Origin of the sequence: Bacillus cereus group sp. N8, assembly GCF_016483685.1 — a bacterium.
Classification (GTDB): Bacteria; Bacillota; Bacilli; order Bacillales; family Bacillaceae_G; genus Bacillus_A; species Bacillus_A proteolyticus.
In genome coordinates this window covers 66435-81912 of the sequence record NZ_JAEHBK010000005.1, presented here as the reverse complement: position 1 = coordinate 81912, position 15478 = coordinate 66435, and the positions used below count along the sequence as shown (strand labels likewise).

Genomic DNA, 15478 nt, shown 5'->3' with positions numbered 1-15478 from the left:
TTACACATCATTTTACATGTGTGTATTGTATAAGTAAAATACTTTCGTGTAAAAAATTCTCCTTCATCATTCCCCAAAGGTAAAATGTTTATCAAAAATAAACAAATAAAAAAAGTAGCGATGTTCCGCTACTTTTTTGAACGCATTACTTCTTTTAAAAACTCAGCTAGTACTAACTGACGACGCCAGCGTGTTGGATTACTACATAATCTGTAAAACCACTCTAAGTTAATAGCTTGGATCCATTTTGGCGCACGTTTTACCTCTCCAGCCCACACATCTAAACTACCGCCTACTCCAACAGCCATTTTCGTTTCTAAACGATGCTTATTGTTTTGGATAAAGTTTTCTTGTCTTGGGAATCCCAGCGCAACAAGTAATAGATCTGGTTTTGCTTCTTGAATACGAGAAACAATATTCTCTTCTTCTTCTTGTTTAAAATACCCATCTTGTGTACCCACAATAGATACAGCCGAATATGTCTTCGTTAAATGATTAGCTGCAGCTTGTACAACATGTGGTTTTGCACCTAATAAGAAAACAGATACTGGTCTATTATCTTCTGATAACTTTGCAAGTAAATTACACATTAAGTCAAAACCTGCCACACGCTCTTTTAAAGGTGTACCAAGCATACCACTTGCTTTAACAACCCCGATACCATCAGGTGTAATTAAATCTGTATTTAATAATGTTTTATGGAATTTTTCATCCTTTTTTGCGCACATAACAATTTCAGGATTCGCTGTTACTACCTGAAAAGTATGAGTTTGCTCCAATTCTAGTTGTTTCTTTAAATATTGGATTGTTTCATCCATTGTCATTGTAGAAAAAGGAACACCTAGAATATCAACCGTTTGTACTGCCATATTTAACTATCCTCTCTATCATTAAAGGTTTTTCGTTATTAATTGCTGATATGTTTCTTTCGTATCTTCATATAATTTTTGAAGTGAGAAGTTCATAGTAGCATGCTCATAAATATGTTTACCCATTGCTGCTAACTCTCCAGTTTTCCACTTATCATACGCTTCTTCTAATGCCGATGCTAATGCTTTTCCATCACCAGTTGGCACAATCCATCCGTAAGTTTCGTCTGCGATTAACGGCTCGATCTCTCCCGCTCTAGTCACAATTGATGGTACACGCTGATTTGCCGCTTCTAATAAAACTAATGGAAATCCTTCGCTATGGGAAGTTAATAAATTTACATGTGATGAAGCAAATAATCGTTTCACATCTTGACGGTGCCCTAAAAATTCAACTTTATCATTAATTCCTTTTTCAGTAGCTAACGCCTTTAACTCTCCTTCTAACGGCCCGTCACCAACTAATAATACTTTAATCTTCTCCAATTTTGTTTGTTGTAACGCATCGAATAAAACTTCATGTCCTTTAACAGGATGCAGACGTGCTACTTGGATTGCCGTAAACACATCTTCATCAATATTAAACATTTCCTTGTTATTATAGCCAGCTGCTTTTTCCTGATCATATTCAATACCGTTATAAATAACATGCATCTTTTCATTTGAAATCCCTAATGCCGCTAAACTTTTTTTCAACCTATTCGTTACAACAAAAAATAAATCTATATTTTTTAAAGCTTTTAAATTTAACTTAGTAAAAATCCAACCTTTTATGCCTTGTTTAGTGAAGTCTTGAAATGGATCACTATGAATTGTCGTTACCCATTTTGCCGCGAATTTCTTTTTCATTAAAGAAACAAAGAAATTTGCCCTAGGACCGTGTGTATGAACTACATCAAATTTTTCTTTATTAATGAATTCACTTATGTTTTTTAAAATGGATAAATCATAGCGAGATTTTTGTGAAAACACATGAACTTTTATCCCTAGCTCTCTTGCTTCTTTCGCAACAATTCCATCTTCAAATACTGCTAATTCTACTTCACCATCCGGAAACTGATCGAGCAGTGAAATAATATGTGTTTTTCCTCCACCATCTTCTGCTCCTGCATTCATATGCAATATCCTCATATTTTTTCCTCCTTTAAATCCTCGCTACATTTCCATCTATCTTTATTTTACTGTACTAAAAAATAAAAGCTAACAAAAGTTAGCTTTTATTTTTATCATTCAATTTCTAAATCTACAATTAGATAAGCTAACACCACTACAAAGTAAATTCCCACTCCTGGTGCTGTCAAAATATGTCCTGCAATGTACGCAATACCTAGTGCTAATACTAAGCTTGCTGAAATCATTCCATATTTTATATTAAATATTTCCTTAAATCTTGTAACAAATGCTATCAAGATTCTTAAGCCATAATAAATAAATGGAATCATCATTAATGCAAAACCAATAATTCCGAAATCATAAAACCAATCATGGAAGTCCATTTCAATTAACTTCGGATCTGGTTGTTTTTGTTCGTTATACTTAAAGTTACCTGCGTAACCCATTCCGAATAGTTTTTGTGACATTGGCGCTTCCTTAAAGAATTGCTTATGTCTTTCTTCATATACTTGACGTCCGCTGAAAATAAGATTTTCTTGATTTTCTTTCTTTTGCTCTTTCTCAATCTCTTTTTTAACTTCCGCCTCTATCTTTGCTTTTTCTTCCGGCTTTTCAACTTTATGTTGTTTTTCTTCTTTTTCTTTAATTTCTTGTTCTTTTTTTATTTTCTCTTTAATTTCTTGTTCTTTTTGCCCTTGTTGTGCTACGTTTTGTTCTGATAAATAGTTATTATGAATACCCATATTTTGTGCTAATGGTGTCTTTTTAAATGTTCCAACTACACCAGCTAATAGGACAATAGCAATTAATGCATTAAGTACAAGAGCTTTTTTGTTTGGATTTTTTCTATCAAATAATAATTGTAGTACAATAATCCCGATTGCTGCCGCTAACGTAGCACCAATTGAGCCCATTCCTACCTTCGTTCCAACTTGAATTAAAGAGTAAATCATTAACAGCGATGGAATCCAATATAAAACGTGTTTCATGCTCTTTGTTTTTTGAATAGAATATAGTACCACAATAGGGAAAATAATAGCTAAAATTGATCCTAATTCATTACCTGCATAGAACCATCCTCGGGAACCAACTTTCATCCACTCATAACTTCCAAAGTCTGTAGAAGTTGTAATAGAAACAACCATAACAGCATTAATAATTAATGTTGAATACACAATGTTATTTCTAACTTTATCGCTAATATTTACTGTCTTCTTCAGTGATTTTAAAGCTAAAATGTATGAGCCAAGCATAATATATATATACAATGCTTTTCCAATGAATTTAACTTCTTCTGCGAGTACAATAGGACTCTTGATTAACTTGTTATTAATAAATCCTATTCCTAATACAACTCCTAGTAATACAAGATAAATCAAAAACTTCCTATTTTCTCTTTCTTTTGCCTGAATTAAAATATAAATGCCACCCATTGCCATAATGAGGAATCTTACCATAATTCCAACTGTCGCATTTACTTTTAATAACTCAATGCTAAGAGACGTTAATAAATCTAAAACAGGCTGTAAAATAATAAAAAAGAGCAAAAAATGCTCAAATCTAACCCTAGCTTGATTTGCTAACATTCCAAGACCTCCATACTAAATCTTCACATTATCTTTTAATCATAGTTTTCTACTGTCTAAACATACCTAGCAATTATAACATAACTCATATTTAAATTGAGAACTATTTTTCATGCCGAAACTAGTCAAATCCAGCATTATTAGTAACCAAAAACAATGTCCTTTAGCTATCCTTTCCTATCCCTATAAAAACTATCTAACACATATGCACTTACTTTCGACAGTACAGAAATATTTTTTCATCATTTTATATAAATGTACAAAACGGACTTCTCCTATTGTACCATCCCTCTAACTAAGCTACATCAAAAAACTATGCAATGAATCTTCCCACACTTTTTCACTTTACTTTATTGCTACTTATCAAGCATTTTCAAACGCTTTCTTTAGCTATTTCATCCGTTTTTCTACATGTAGCGAAAAGTAATTGTTATTTCCAAAACTTTAGTGTATATTTTTTCTCTGGAACATCTTTAAGAGGAAGGAATTAAAGCCATGTTATTAATCGATATATTTACGTTTCTTGGCATTATCGCCGCTGCCATTTCTGGTACATTAGTTGGTTTGAAAAAAGATCTAGATTTATTTGGTGTCCTTTGTTTAGCTGTAGCTACTGCGCTCGGCGGCGGTATTATTCGTGATATTATGATTGGTAACCTGCCTCCTGTCGCATTTGTAAAACCCATTTACTTTTTTGTAAGTGTACTATCAGCATTATTCACATGTATGTTTTTTGAGCGCATTAATAAACTTCAAGTTGTTATTATGCTTTCTGATGCTGTTGGTTTAGGTGTATTTACAGCTATTGGTGCAAATGCAGCAATGTCACATCACGTTGACGCCTCATTTTTAGTCGTTTCAATGGGAGTTATTACAGGTATTGGGGGCGGTATTTTACGCGACATTTGCGCTCAAGATATCCCGTATGTATTCCGAAAAGAGATATATGCAATTGCTTCTATTTTAGGAGCAGTTAGTTTCCTAATTACACATGCAATGGGGGCACACGTATTAGCTTTCTATGTTTGTTTATTAATAACATTCGTTATTCGTGTAGTCACCGTAATATATAATGTACATTTCCCAGTTTTCTTTAAAACACATGCAAAAATTAATAAAGGCCATTAAGAGAATTCTACATAGAATTCTCTTAATTTATATACAATTTTGCATACTATAGAGTAATTATATATAAAAAATTGAAAATGAATTAGAAACTATCCCACAAGTAATGAAGAGTATTCAAGACGATTCCTCGAAAATGGCCTTAACGGTGGATAATTTACAACTAGAACTAAACCGATAAGGCGAATCGATACAAAAAAAGAATCCGAAATGGATTCTTTTATTGTCTGAAAAATATTTTTTGGCAATAAAAATAACCCATATAAACACCAAAGCTTTGTAAAATAAACAAAGCTGGCATAATGATATTATAGTATGCCATATCTACTTGAAAGAGCCTTAACGATACATATCCGGTAATTAATAATACAAACAACATATATCCTTCATTTTGCTGTTTCTTAATTAGAAAATGTAATAAAGCTATGGCCATAAACAATGTCACCACTATAAATATAAGCTTTTCACATTTAAAAAGAATAGAATTTATCCCCTCATTTGAAAACTGGCTAATAACTGGTTTTAACAGTTTAAATCTTTCTACTTCCATTTCTTTTAACTCTTGATCAATTTGCTCTTTTACACTTTGATTTTCAGATGTTTTTTCTTCATTTTGACTTTTTCCAATTAAAACAGATTGAACATAATTCTGATTAGAAATCGTATACTGTGACATTCCCATCATCTTGATACCATAGCTCACACCAAAATGAGTACTATAAAACAGAATAAGTATTCCTATCATTTTTAATAGTAATTTTTGTTTCGCCCCTGATTGAAATAATTCAATTAACAGCACATATACAGCTATAAATATAGGTAAAAATAACCCCATTGGAAAAATCATATTGCTAAGCGCAAATAAAACGGCTGAAATTACCCACATATAAGGATGATCCAATCCTTTATATAAAAGTATGTAACAAGCACAATAAAATAAAAATATTGCGAGTGATTCCGCCGTTAATACAGAACTCATAAATATATTTGGAATATATAAAGCATAAAACACGGACGCGATACGACCACACTCTTCTCCAAAGACCATTGCCGCAATGCGGTAAATGAAAAATGCAGTTCCTGTACAAAATAAAATATTAAATAGTTGCAAAGCGAATACCGTATCACCAAATATACGAATGATGATCGATTCATAAATAATAAAAGGTAACTGCGCTACATTCTCTATATTATTTCCAATTGCAATCTGCTTTGCAGACTCATACATAGCTTTCATATCACCTATTATTGGACCATCTACAAATAGAACTGTGATAAATCTTGCAACTATAGATACGCTTATAAGAAAGATAAGAAATTGTTTATCTGTAAAACGATATTGCAAAATCGATGCCACTAACAAAATAAGAATAACAAAAATTACTAATACGATTGTTATACTTGTTGTACTTCCTCCAAAAAATTGCTTACTTGTTTCAAAAGCCGACCAACAATTATAAACAAAAAATGCAAGCATCGCACCAATCGTTATTTTACTGAAGAAAGACGAAAAATTTGTTTGTATATGATTCATATGTCCATTGCACCTCTACTTCCATTTATAACAAAACGATTCTATCATGAATAGGCACAAGGTTAATAGGGAATTTCTATGACAAATACATAGTCATTACTTTTTCACTTGCAATGTAAGCGAATCCTCTTTTACACTACATTTTATATACGATAAATTTTCTTTCAGTTACATGAATACAAATACAGAAATTTCAATAAAGTGAAACTTTAATCCGCGGGGGTTTCATCCTCCACTGACTATTATCCTGCTATTCGCGGGATAATCCTCTTGGAACACTTTACTTCATTAAATATCTAATATGAGTAATCCACTTACACATGTCACTCTGATTGAAAACAAAAAATAGGGGATGAATATATGGAAAAGAAATTCATGCGAGAATCAAAAGCAATTAAAACAACACGTGTTTTTCCTAACGATTTAAATAATCACCAAACACTTTTCGGTGGAAAATTATTAGCAGAGATTGATAGTATCGCTTCAATCGCAGCTGCGAGACATAGCCGCAAACATTGCGTAACAGCATCTATCGATTCCGTTGATTTTTTAACTCCAATTCACCAAGCAGATTCTGTCTGTTATGAAGCATTCGTATGTTATACAGGAAAATCTTCAATGGAAGTTTTCGTAAAAGTAATTGCAGAGGATCTACTAGCAGGCGAGCGTAGAATGGCCGCAACTTGTTTCATTACATTTGTCGCATTAAAAGACGGAAAACCTTCATCTGTACCACAAGTAATTCCTGAAACAGAGGAAGAACATTGGCTACATACAACTGGTTCAGATCGTGCAGAAAATAGAAAAAAAGGACGTTTGAAGAGTAAAGAAATGGCTGAAGTGTTAACTTTGAATAAACCTTGGAGTATTTAATTGCATTTAGCACAGGTAAACATCCCCATATGTTCGCCTGTGTTTTTTATTTTGTCTTAAATTATGATACACATAATCACCTGTTTCATAATCCTCATTAACAAACGTCCACTATCCTGACCTTTATTTTAGTATACTACTAGTGTTATAGTAGATGAGGCTTGCAAAAAATAATACTGCCTAATTAACATTATAAAGGATGGTGCAATATGTCTGTTGAGGTACCAATTGTAATACCTAAAACTTTGATTATTATTCCCGCTTACAACGAAGAAGAAGCGATTGCAGATACATTAACAAGACTTTTAGAACTAAAAGAACACTTTGTAGGGTTAGATATTTGTGTAATTAACGATGGTTCAATGGATAAAACGCCTGAGATTGTTACAACATTCCCGGTCCATCTTGTAAATCTACCTTATAATTTAGGAATTGGGTCCGCTGTACAAACTGGATACAAGTATGCTTATGAGAATGACTATGATATCGCTATTCAATTTGATGCCGATGGACAACATAACCCAGAGGATTTATATAAAATCATCCAACCTATTGCTGAAAATCAATGCGATATGGTGCTAGGGTCTCGATTTACGGAAAAAACTGCATATAAGGGAAGTCTTTCAAGACGAATTGGTATATTTTACTTTACTGCCTTATTAAAATTACTAACGAAACAAACATTTATGGATCCAACATCTGGATACCGTGCTATTAATCGCGAAGTAATTCAGATTTTCGCACACAATTATCCAAAAGATTATCCAGAACCAGAAGTACTTATCCACTTAAAAAAGAAAAATCTTCGCATTAATGAAATATCAGTTAATATGCAAGAAAGACAAGGTGGACAATCTTCTATTACACCATTGAAATCTGCATATTACATGATTAAAGTAAGTTTAGCTATATTGATGCAAAAAATTGTGAAAGGTTGATAATCCATGCCTATAATTACCTTTTCATTTATCTTTATCCTATTATTATTTTTCTTGATTATTAACTCGATACGTAAAGGAACTTTAGAAACAAAATATTCCATCCTTTGGATTTTTGTTTGTATCGCAATGGCGATTTTAAGCTCTACAGATAAGATTATAAATTGGATTGGGAAGCTATTACACGTAGAATACCCACCATCTGTTTTATTCCTGTTCGGACTTTTATTCTGCTTTATTTTAATTTTTGATTTAACTCGTAAGGTTTCTAAGCAGCATCACCAACTTGTAACATTGACACAAGATTATGCGCTGCTAAAACAAAAATTAAATAATAAAGAACAAAATGATTCTTTACACGATGCATAATTAAAAATGACCTATTTTCAGAAAATAGGTCATTTTTATATACCATTTAAATGTAATGTTTTTGATAAATTTAATTACATCATTTATCTATTTTAGAAATGGTCTGCTAACCCTCATAACAGTTGCGACAATACCTACACCTATCATTATAAATAGCATTGGCATCAATGGAAGTGCATAACGATCATACGCAAAGTACAAGCTATTAAAATACGTTTGGAATAGAATGTTTATCCATAGGAATGAATACTCTCTCCATCTTCTCCAACAGAATGCAAATGCTAGGATTGAGCAAATTATGAAGCCTGTTTTAATTGGTTCATAAATTTTCTTCATATCTTCTCCAGATATATCAAAAATACTAATTGTAGTGCCTGGATAATAATATGCCTTCTCCCAGAAAATTTGTGGCTTTAAAATTAAATAACTTTTCAGCATTGATTTTTTATCTGTATGCCACCATTCCTTAATACGGTCCATCGCTACTTCTTGTTGCTTCGCCATTAATTCATGTGCTTCTATACCCGGATATTTCGCGAGAATTTCCGCATCGATTTCTTCCATACTTTTCCCAGGTGGATAACCTTCACCTTGATATGTACCCAGTAGCAACGGATTTCCTGAACCTGCTGTAAGCGGAATAAACTTGTGAAATTGAACATAATTACGCGCCCACCAAGGACCAAGCACAACAAGTAACACTAATACACTAATACAGGCTTGCTTTATCATTAGGCGGAATGGATAGCGTTTTGCTACAAGGTATACAAATAATAGAATTGGATATAAAGCGATTTGTACCCTGAAATATAGTGCTACAAAGTAGAATAATAAAATAATATAAAAATCTTTCATTGAATGCGTATCTGCTAATTTCAAGCTCCAATATAATAGCCCTAATGATAGAAATAGATACGGGCTTTCTGTCAACGTCAAGTTCTCTACTACCACTTCAGGAGGGTATAATGCTAATAACAATGCAGCAATTAATCCTACTGCTGGATTTAAGATATATGTACCAATCTTATAAGTCATATAAATACTTAAGACACCGAAAGTTATCATAACTAATTTTGCACATAAAACCCCTAGGCTTCCGTGCCCAAATATGGCGAATATGCCTGCTAATAAAAATACTTGTCCAGGCATAATATGAGCAGTTGGTTTTGTCGGATCATGATACGTTAACATGCCCGTTTCTAAGAAATTGACAGCATTTTTTTGATACATTAAATCATCATTAGCGAGTGTTAAATCACTACCATATGTTATTAAAGTCATAAGCCGGAATATTAGGCCGATAACTAAAATAATACCCAATATAATTAACTCCGGTCTTCGAATATACTTGCGTAACATGCTAAATTTCCTCCCTTTTATTGCAAAACATTTGTATTTCAAACAAAAATATACACATACATCCTTTTATTATAACCAATTTCCATATAGGACTTCTATATTTTTAATAATAATTATTATATGCATAAAGTTGATTTACAAACTTTATATGCGGTAAACTTATACAGATAGGTATTCTGATAACCTTTTTTCACAAAAAGATTTACATAATAAAAATTTGAGGAGTTAAAATTCTATGATAGAACAAAACCAACTCGTCTCAGTTGTTATTCCTTTATATAATGCAGAGAAATATATTGAAGAGACGATGGAATCGATACTAAATCAAACATATAAACATATTGAAATTGTAATTGTAGATGACGGAAGTAAAGATCAATCAGCTTCTATCGTAAAAAATCTTGAGCAAAAATATCCAGGACAAATAAAATACATCCCTCAAGAAAATCAAGGTGTTTCTGTTGCTCGTAATACAGGAATTGAAAATGCTAGCGGAGAATATGTTGCTTTTCTTGATAGTGATGATTTATGGCATCCAACAAAAATCGAAAAACAAGTTGAAAGCATGCATAAAAACAACATGAATGCCTGTTATTGTGGCTATATGAATTTTTATGAAGAAACTGGTGAAAAAGTTGAGCACACGACAAACTTTATTAAAGGTGATATGACGAAAGCTTTCTTAACGCATCAAGTTGTTGCTCAAACGAGTACTTGGATTTTCAAAAGATCTATCGTGATGAATCATAACATTCGTTTCACACCAGGATGTAGCTGGGGAGAAGATTTAGAATTTCTATTTAAATTAATGAGTGTAGCAAACGTATGCTATGTAGATGAATATTTGACATATTACCGAATCTTATCAGAAGGAAATCTTTCTTCAAAGTATAAAGATTATGAATTAAAAACAGCAAAAGAATTAGAAGTATTTAATCGAATGAAGGATTGGGTTCATAATAAATCAAAAGACTTAATCGTGAATGATTCTACAGAACTTCTTGAAATTCTTGAAACCTACCTATTCCCATATACAGTCATTAATAACGCTTGTATATACATTAAGAGCAGCTCTAAATTAGATAAATCACAAGTACAACTAATCAAAAGCGATATAAATAAACATTGTCGCAAAATTTATTCAAAAAATGGAAAACGAAGCAAGAAGTTATACGCGATGCTTTGGTTTGTACGAATCAAGTTTATGTTTTCTTAAATAAAAAATACGCTTCTAAACATTCTTTCCGTAAACAAATCAAATTTACAAATAGGACGAAGCGCGTCCTGAAGAATAGAAAGGTCTTTTTCCATGAAAACAAATAAAATCCTTAAAAATGCCTCCTACCTCTTTGTAGGAAATATTACTGTTCGATTTGTACTTGCTATTGCGACGATTTTCTTTGCAAGATATGTTTCACCAGGTGAGTATGGGATGTTTACAACTGCATTAGCAGTTTCCGCTGTTATTTGTTATTTTACAGATGCAGGTTTAACACATACGTTTATGCGTGAAGGAACGAGAAGTGATGCTAACATTAGTGTGCTAATCAGCAGTTATTTACGCATTCGTTTAGTATTAGCTATCGTAATTTCCGTACTCTTCGCTATTTTTGCTCAGTTCTTCTATACTGATGCTTACTTACGCGCCATGGTATATTGGGTTGTATTACCGACCATGTTTGGAGCAACTTTACAAGGTGTTGGAATGGCTTACTTCCAAGTTACAGAACGTATGCAATTTACAGCGATTATTTCTGTAATACAAGGTGTCACAGCCGCAGCTGCGCTTCTACTAGGAATGTCATTTAAATGGTCACTTATGATGGTCGCTGCCATGTACGGAATATCTAGTCTTGTAACAGGAGCCATCGCCTTTATAATGGTACTCCGCCATACAACAGTTCATAAAGGCTGGGACAAAGGTATTTTAAATCAATTACTGATTTTCACAATCAATGGCATTATCATTATGCTCTTACCACAGTTAGGGCCTATTATATTAGAAAAAGTTTCAACGTATGAGCAAGTTGGATTCTTCGGCGCTGCATCGAAAATACCCGCTGTACTTTATCAAATACCAGGTGTAATTGCAGCAGCCTTTTATCCAAAGTTATTTGCTTTTGGAAATGAAAAGAATATTGATGAACATAGAAAACTATCTCTGTTTGAATTAAAGCTTATGTCTTTCTTAGGGATGGGAATTTCTATCCCATTTATCGCTGATCCAAGCTTTTGGATTGTTACTTTATTAGGGGGAGAGTATGCACCAGCTGGTGATGCTCTTGCAATTTTAGCCTTTATGGTCATTTTACAATCTATCAACTATCCACTTGCTGATAATTTAACAACAATTGGTCAACAGTGGAAACGTGCGACAACGATGGGAATTGGATTAGCTGTCGCTATTATAAGCTACATCGCATTAGGTAGCCAATTTGGAATGATGGGAGCTGCGGCAGCTGCGATCATTACCGAGATTACGTTATTAATCGGATTTACTTTATTCGTTCATAAAGGCTTTTCATTACTATTCAAAGGAATAATATTTAATAGCCTAGCATTTATAGTCAGTTACGCAATATACCGCACAGTATTAATTAACTTACCACCACTAATAGCTTTAACATTTACTGGTATATTGTACGGTATTATCGGTCTTGCCATTGACCCTCAAATACGTGGATTGATTTTAGGATTTGTAAAGAAAAAGCTAGGTAAGAAAATAGCATAAAGGCCAAGTTCTTTTTCATCTTTATGAAAAAGAACTTGGCTTTTTATTTATTATCCTCTACATATAAAATAGTTTCTTTTGATCCTTCATAACACCAACTCTTCTCGACGACATTTTTCATATCCCACAATGTAATTAAACACCTTTCAATTACACTCTATATTTCCCCAGAAGCAACGCAATGTTAATCTTGCAAAAATATACATTTTGAAAGGATAGCATTATACTCAATAATTTAGTATCATGATTCAAGACACTATTTCGAAATGGACGGAGGATACTATGAGCTTATTAACAGTCGAGAAATTAGGCCATACATTTGGCGATCGCACATTATTTAAAGATGTATCCATGCGTTTACTAGCAGGGGAACATGTTGGATTAGTCGGTGCAAACGGTGTAGGCAAATCAACATTTATGAATATTATTACTGGTCAACTTATCCATGATGAGGGCCGTGTAGAATGGACACCTGGTACAAATTACAGTTACTTAGACCAGCATACAATTTTAACACCTGGTCGCACAATTCGTGATGTATTAGCTGACGCATTTTTACCTTTATTTGAAAAAGAAAAAGCTTTAAATGAAGTTGCAGAAAAAATGGGAACTGCAACACCAGAAGAATTAGAGGAACTTCTTGAGGAGATGGCGGAAATACAAGATGCCCTCGAAGCAGGTGGTTTTTATTTATTAGATATTAAAATTGAAGAAGCGGCACGTGGTCTTGGAATTGATGCAATCGGTTTAGACCGTGATGTTGCTGCATTAAGTGGTGGACAACGTACAAAAGTATTACTAGCAAAATTATTACTTGAACAACCAGAAGTATTACTATTAGATGAGCCTACTAACTATTTAGATGTTGAACATATTCATTGGTTAACAACTTATTTAAAGGAATACCCACATGCATTCCTATTAATTTCCCATGATACGGAATTTATGAATAAATGTGTCGATGTTATTTTCCATCTAGAATTTACAAAAATGACGCGTTATACAGCGACATATGAAAAATTCCTAGAACTAGCAGAAATTAATAAAAATCAACATATAAATGCTTATGAAAAACAGAAAGAGTTTATTAAAAAGCAAGAAGACTTTATTGCGAAGAACAAGGCTCGTTATTCAACGACAGGTCGTGCAAAGAGTCGTCAAAAACAACTTGATCGCATGGAGCGTATTGATCGTCCTGAAACAGCAATTAAGCCGGAATTCTCATTTAAGGAATCTCGTGCAAGTAGTCGTTTCGTCTTTGAAGGCGAAGATGTAGAGATCGGATATACACATCCATTATTACCAAAACTAACAATGACAATTGAACGCGGTGAAAAAATTGCCATCGTTGGTTGTAATGGTGTCGGTAAATCAACATTACTAAAAACGATTTTAGGAAGAATTAAACCTTTAAGCGGTAAAACAAGTCTTGGTGACTTCTTAGAGCCTGCATACTTTGAGCAAGAAGTAAAAGCGGATAATATAACACCAATTGATGATGTTTGGAACACATTCCCTAGCATGGACCAACATCAAATTCGTGCAATGTTAGCGAAATGCGGATTAAAAAATGAGCATATCTCTCGCCCGCTAAATCAATTAAGTGGTGGCGAACAAGCAAAAGTTCGTTTATGTAAGCTAATGGGTGAAGAAAGTAACTGGATCCTATTCGATGAGCCAACAAACCATCTTGACGTTACAGCAAAGGAAGAACTTCAAAAAGCTCTGAAAGCATATAAAGGGACGATCCTTCTTGTATGTCATGAACCAGAATTTTATGAAGGTTGGATTACAAAAACTTGGAATGTTGAAGAGTGGGCAGAACAAAATAAATAAGCCTTAAATTCTTTCATTATAATTGTAAAATAAAATCCGTTCCTAGAAAGTACTTTCTAGGAACGGATTTTTTTATAATAATGAAACTTTCATTAGCTTCAGGCCAGTACGACGAAAAGATTAAACTAACATTTCATTATTTCAACTCGATATTATAATATCGAGCTAACCTTACTCTAAAATCCTTCAAATCATTATATGCTTCCAAATTCGCTAACATCCCTCGAACCACTGGAATCCTAGGATTTTGAACTCTCATTTCTGATTCTAAAACATCTAAAGTGACTAAAACCTCATCATTTTCCAGTTGGTCTGCTAATGTTCGTTTTAATATAATAATTTCATTTAAAAAGTGCTCTTTCACCTGTTCTTTAATAAGCTCTGAGCTACAAAAAAGCTCCCCAATCTTTTCTTCATTTAAAACCGGCTCCTCCGAAGAATCTAGAAGCCCTTCTACTAAATCGTCTACTCTTTTTAAAATAAAGGAAGCAACATGAGAGAAATCAATTTCCGGTTCATTTAAAATAATCAATTGTAAATAACCGTGGCATATCCCTTCCACCATAATTACCAAATCTAATAAATATGGACTGACCGTTTCACCATAAATAGACAATAAGCTATTCCGATAAAATGCATGAGATTCTAACTTCATCCGTATCATAAACTCTTCTACTTCTTTATTAAACGGAATAGCATTTTCTCTTGCATGCATAATAATAAATTCTTTATGTTTTTGCACATCAGTAAACTGAAAATATAACTGCTTTTCAAATTTTTCACGTGGTAATAAAGACTCTTTTTCAATATCCAGCATTTTCTTTTGGATTTTGTCATAATAATATCGAAGTGTCGCTAATAAAAGCTCATCTTTCGATTTAAAATACAAATAAAAAGCCCCTTTTGATATACCACAAGATGTGACAATCTCTTGTACTGACGTTGCACTTACACCCTTAGTCGCAAATAACTTCATAGCCATCTCTATAATTAAGCGCTCTTTTTCTTTCATATCATATCTTCTCTCCTAAACTTAATTTCGCATCTTATGTAAATGTAAATTTAATCTTATATTAGCAAGTAGCAAAACCCCTACCTCAATAGCGGGTCAAAAAGTTATTTTTAGGCCTACTACTTACCTAAAA

13 protein-coding genes are annotated in these 15478 nt (G+C 33.1%); 7 read left to right on the top strand and 6 right to left on the bottom strand.

The features are described from left to right. Nucleotides 1–128 precede the first annotated feature (128 nt). From JDS80_RS10390 to JDS80_RS10380, 3 genes are all read right to left on the bottom strand, one after another. Nucleotides 129–869 carry a WecB/TagA/CpsF family glycosyltransferase gene (locus JDS80_RS10390; RefSeq protein WP_016131015.1) on the bottom strand — a complete coding sequence of 247 codons (741 nt, stop codon included), beginning with the start codon at nt 867–869 and terminating at the stop codon, nt 129–131. 21 nt (nt 870–890) lie between these two features. Continuing rightward, nucleotides 891–2000 carry a glycosyltransferase family 4 protein gene (locus tag JDS80_RS10385; protein ID WP_199638350.1) on the bottom strand — a complete coding sequence of 370 codons (1110 nt, stop codon included), beginning with the start codon at nt 1998–2000 and terminating at the stop codon, nt 891–893. A 95-nt stretch (nt 2001–2095) separates the two neighbouring features. Further along, a complete protein-coding gene (locus JDS80_RS10380; RefSeq protein WP_199638348.1) occupies nt 2096–3568 on the bottom strand; it encodes an O-antigen ligase family protein in 1473 nt (490 codons plus the stop codon). A 495-nt stretch (nt 3569–4063) separates the two neighbouring features. Here JDS80_RS10380 and JDS80_RS10375 point away from each other — a divergent pair, with 495 nt between their 5' ends. After that, nucleotides 4064–4696, top strand: a complete 633-nt coding sequence (locus JDS80_RS10375; RefSeq protein WP_000924380.1) for a trimeric intracellular cation channel family protein — start codon at nt 4064–4066, stop codon at nt 4694–4696. A gap of 217 nt (nt 4697–4913) precedes the next feature. Here the strand turns inward: JDS80_RS10375 and JDS80_RS10370 are convergent, their stop codons facing one another. Next, the gene (locus tag JDS80_RS10370) at nt 4914–6227 is read right to left on the bottom strand and encodes an ArnT family glycosyltransferase (RefSeq protein WP_199638346.1); all 1314 of its coding nucleotides are present in this window, start codon (nt 6225–6227) and stop codon (nt 4914–4916) included. A 360-nt stretch (nt 6228–6587) separates the two neighbouring features. On the opposite strand from JDS80_RS10370, the gene JDS80_RS10365 reads away from it, so the two are divergent. The 3 genes from JDS80_RS10365 to JDS80_RS10355 all read left to right on the top strand — a co-directional run bounded on the left by JDS80_RS10365 (nt 6588) and on the right by JDS80_RS10355 (nt 8407). Further along, a complete protein-coding gene (locus tag JDS80_RS10365) occupies nt 6588–7100 on the top strand; it encodes an acyl-CoA thioesterase (RefSeq protein WP_002123645.1) in 513 nt (170 codons plus the stop codon). A 209-nt stretch (nt 7101–7309) separates the two neighbouring features. Beyond that, nucleotides 7310–8038: a glycosyltransferase family 2 protein gene (locus JDS80_RS10360; protein ID WP_000110207.1), complete on the top strand. Its 729-nt coding sequence runs from the start codon at nt 7310–7312 to the stop codon at nt 8036–8038. Nucleotides 8039–8044: 6 nt separating this feature from the next. Next, the gene (locus tag JDS80_RS10355; RefSeq protein WP_002089883.1) at nt 8045–8407 is read left to right on the top strand and encodes a DUF2304 domain-containing protein; all 363 of its coding nucleotides are present in this window, start codon (nt 8045–8047) and stop codon (nt 8405–8407) included. An 87-nt stretch (nt 8408–8494) separates the two neighbouring features. Here JDS80_RS10355 and JDS80_RS10350 read toward each other — a convergent pair whose 3' ends face one another. After that, nucleotides 8495–9766 carry a glycosyltransferase family 39 protein gene (locus JDS80_RS10350; RefSeq protein ID WP_071770519.1) on the bottom strand — a complete coding sequence of 424 codons (1272 nt, stop codon included), beginning with the start codon at nt 9764–9766 and terminating at the stop codon, nt 8495–8497. 235 nt (nt 9767–10001) lie between these two features. Here JDS80_RS10350 and JDS80_RS10345 point away from each other — a divergent pair, with 235 nt between their 5' ends. The 3 genes from JDS80_RS10345 to JDS80_RS10335 all read left to right on the top strand — a co-directional run bounded on the left by JDS80_RS10345 (nt 10002) and on the right by JDS80_RS10335 (nt 14333). After that, the gene (locus tag JDS80_RS10345) at nt 10002–10982 is read left to right on the top strand and encodes a glycosyltransferase family 2 protein (RefSeq protein ID WP_199638344.1); all 981 of its coding nucleotides are present in this window, start codon (nt 10002–10004) and stop codon (nt 10980–10982) included. 93 nt (nt 10983–11075) lie between these two features. Next, nucleotides 11076–12497: an oligosaccharide flippase family protein gene (locus tag JDS80_RS10340; protein ID WP_199638342.1), complete on the top strand. Its 1422-nt coding sequence runs from the start codon at nt 11076–11078 to the stop codon at nt 12495–12497. Nucleotides 12498–12779: 282 nt separating this feature from the next. After that, the gene (locus JDS80_RS10335; RefSeq protein WP_199638340.1) at nt 12780–14333 is read left to right on the top strand and encodes an ABC-F family ATP-binding cassette domain-containing protein; all 1554 of its coding nucleotides are present in this window, start codon (nt 12780–12782) and stop codon (nt 14331–14333) included. 136 nt (nt 14334–14469) lie between these two features. Here the strand turns inward: JDS80_RS10335 and JDS80_RS10330 are convergent, their stop codons facing one another. After that, nucleotides 14470–15345 carry a TetR/AcrR family transcriptional regulator gene (locus JDS80_RS10330; protein WP_199638338.1) on the bottom strand — a complete coding sequence of 292 codons (876 nt, stop codon included), beginning with the start codon at nt 15343–15345 and terminating at the stop codon, nt 14470–14472. Between the last annotated feature and the right edge of the window lie 133 nt (nt 15346–15478).

Coding starts and splice junctions, on each gene's coding strand:
- JDS80_RS10360 (WP_000110207.1), top strand. CDS start 7,310: ATGTCTGTTGAGGTACCAATTGTAATACCTAAAACTTTGATTATTATT.
- JDS80_RS10330 (WP_199638338.1), bottom strand. CDS start 15,345: ATGAAAGAAAAAGAGCGCTTAATTATAGAGATGGCTATGAAGTTATTT.
- JDS80_RS10375 (WP_000924380.1), top strand. CDS start 4,064: ATGTTATTAATCGATATATTTACGTTTCTTGGCATTATCGCCGCTGCC.
- JDS80_RS10380 (WP_199638348.1), bottom strand. CDS start 3,568: ATGTTAGCAAATCAAGCTAGGGTTAGATTTGAGCATTTTTTGCTCTTT.
- JDS80_RS10365 (WP_002123645.1), top strand. CDS start 6,588: ATGGAAAAGAAATTCATGCGAGAATCAAAAGCAATTAAAACAACACGT.
- JDS80_RS10340 (WP_199638342.1), top strand. CDS start 11,076: ATGAAAACAAATAAAATCCTTAAAAATGCCTCCTACCTCTTTGTAGGA.
- JDS80_RS10335 (WP_199638340.1), top strand. CDS start 12,780: ATGAGCTTATTAACAGTCGAGAAATTAGGCCATACATTTGGCGATCGC.
- JDS80_RS10390 (WP_016131015.1), bottom strand. CDS start 869: ATGGCAGTACAAACGGTTGATATTCTAGGTGTTCCTTTTTCTACAATG.
- JDS80_RS10355 (WP_002089883.1), top strand. CDS start 8,045: ATGCCTATAATTACCTTTTCATTTATCTTTATCCTATTATTATTTTTC.
- JDS80_RS10385 (WP_199638350.1), bottom strand. CDS start 2,000: ATGAGGATATTGCATATGAATGCAGGAGCAGAAGATGGTGGAGGAAAA.
- JDS80_RS10370 (WP_199638346.1), bottom strand. CDS start 6,227: ATGAATCATATACAAACAAATTTTTCGTCTTTCTTCAGTAAAATAACG.
- JDS80_RS10350 (WP_071770519.1), bottom strand. CDS start 9,766: ATGTTACGCAAGTATATTCGAAGACCGGAGTTAATTATATTGGGTATT.
- JDS80_RS10345 (WP_199638344.1), top strand. CDS start 10,002: ATGATAGAACAAAACCAACTCGTCTCAGTTGTTATTCCTTTATATAAT.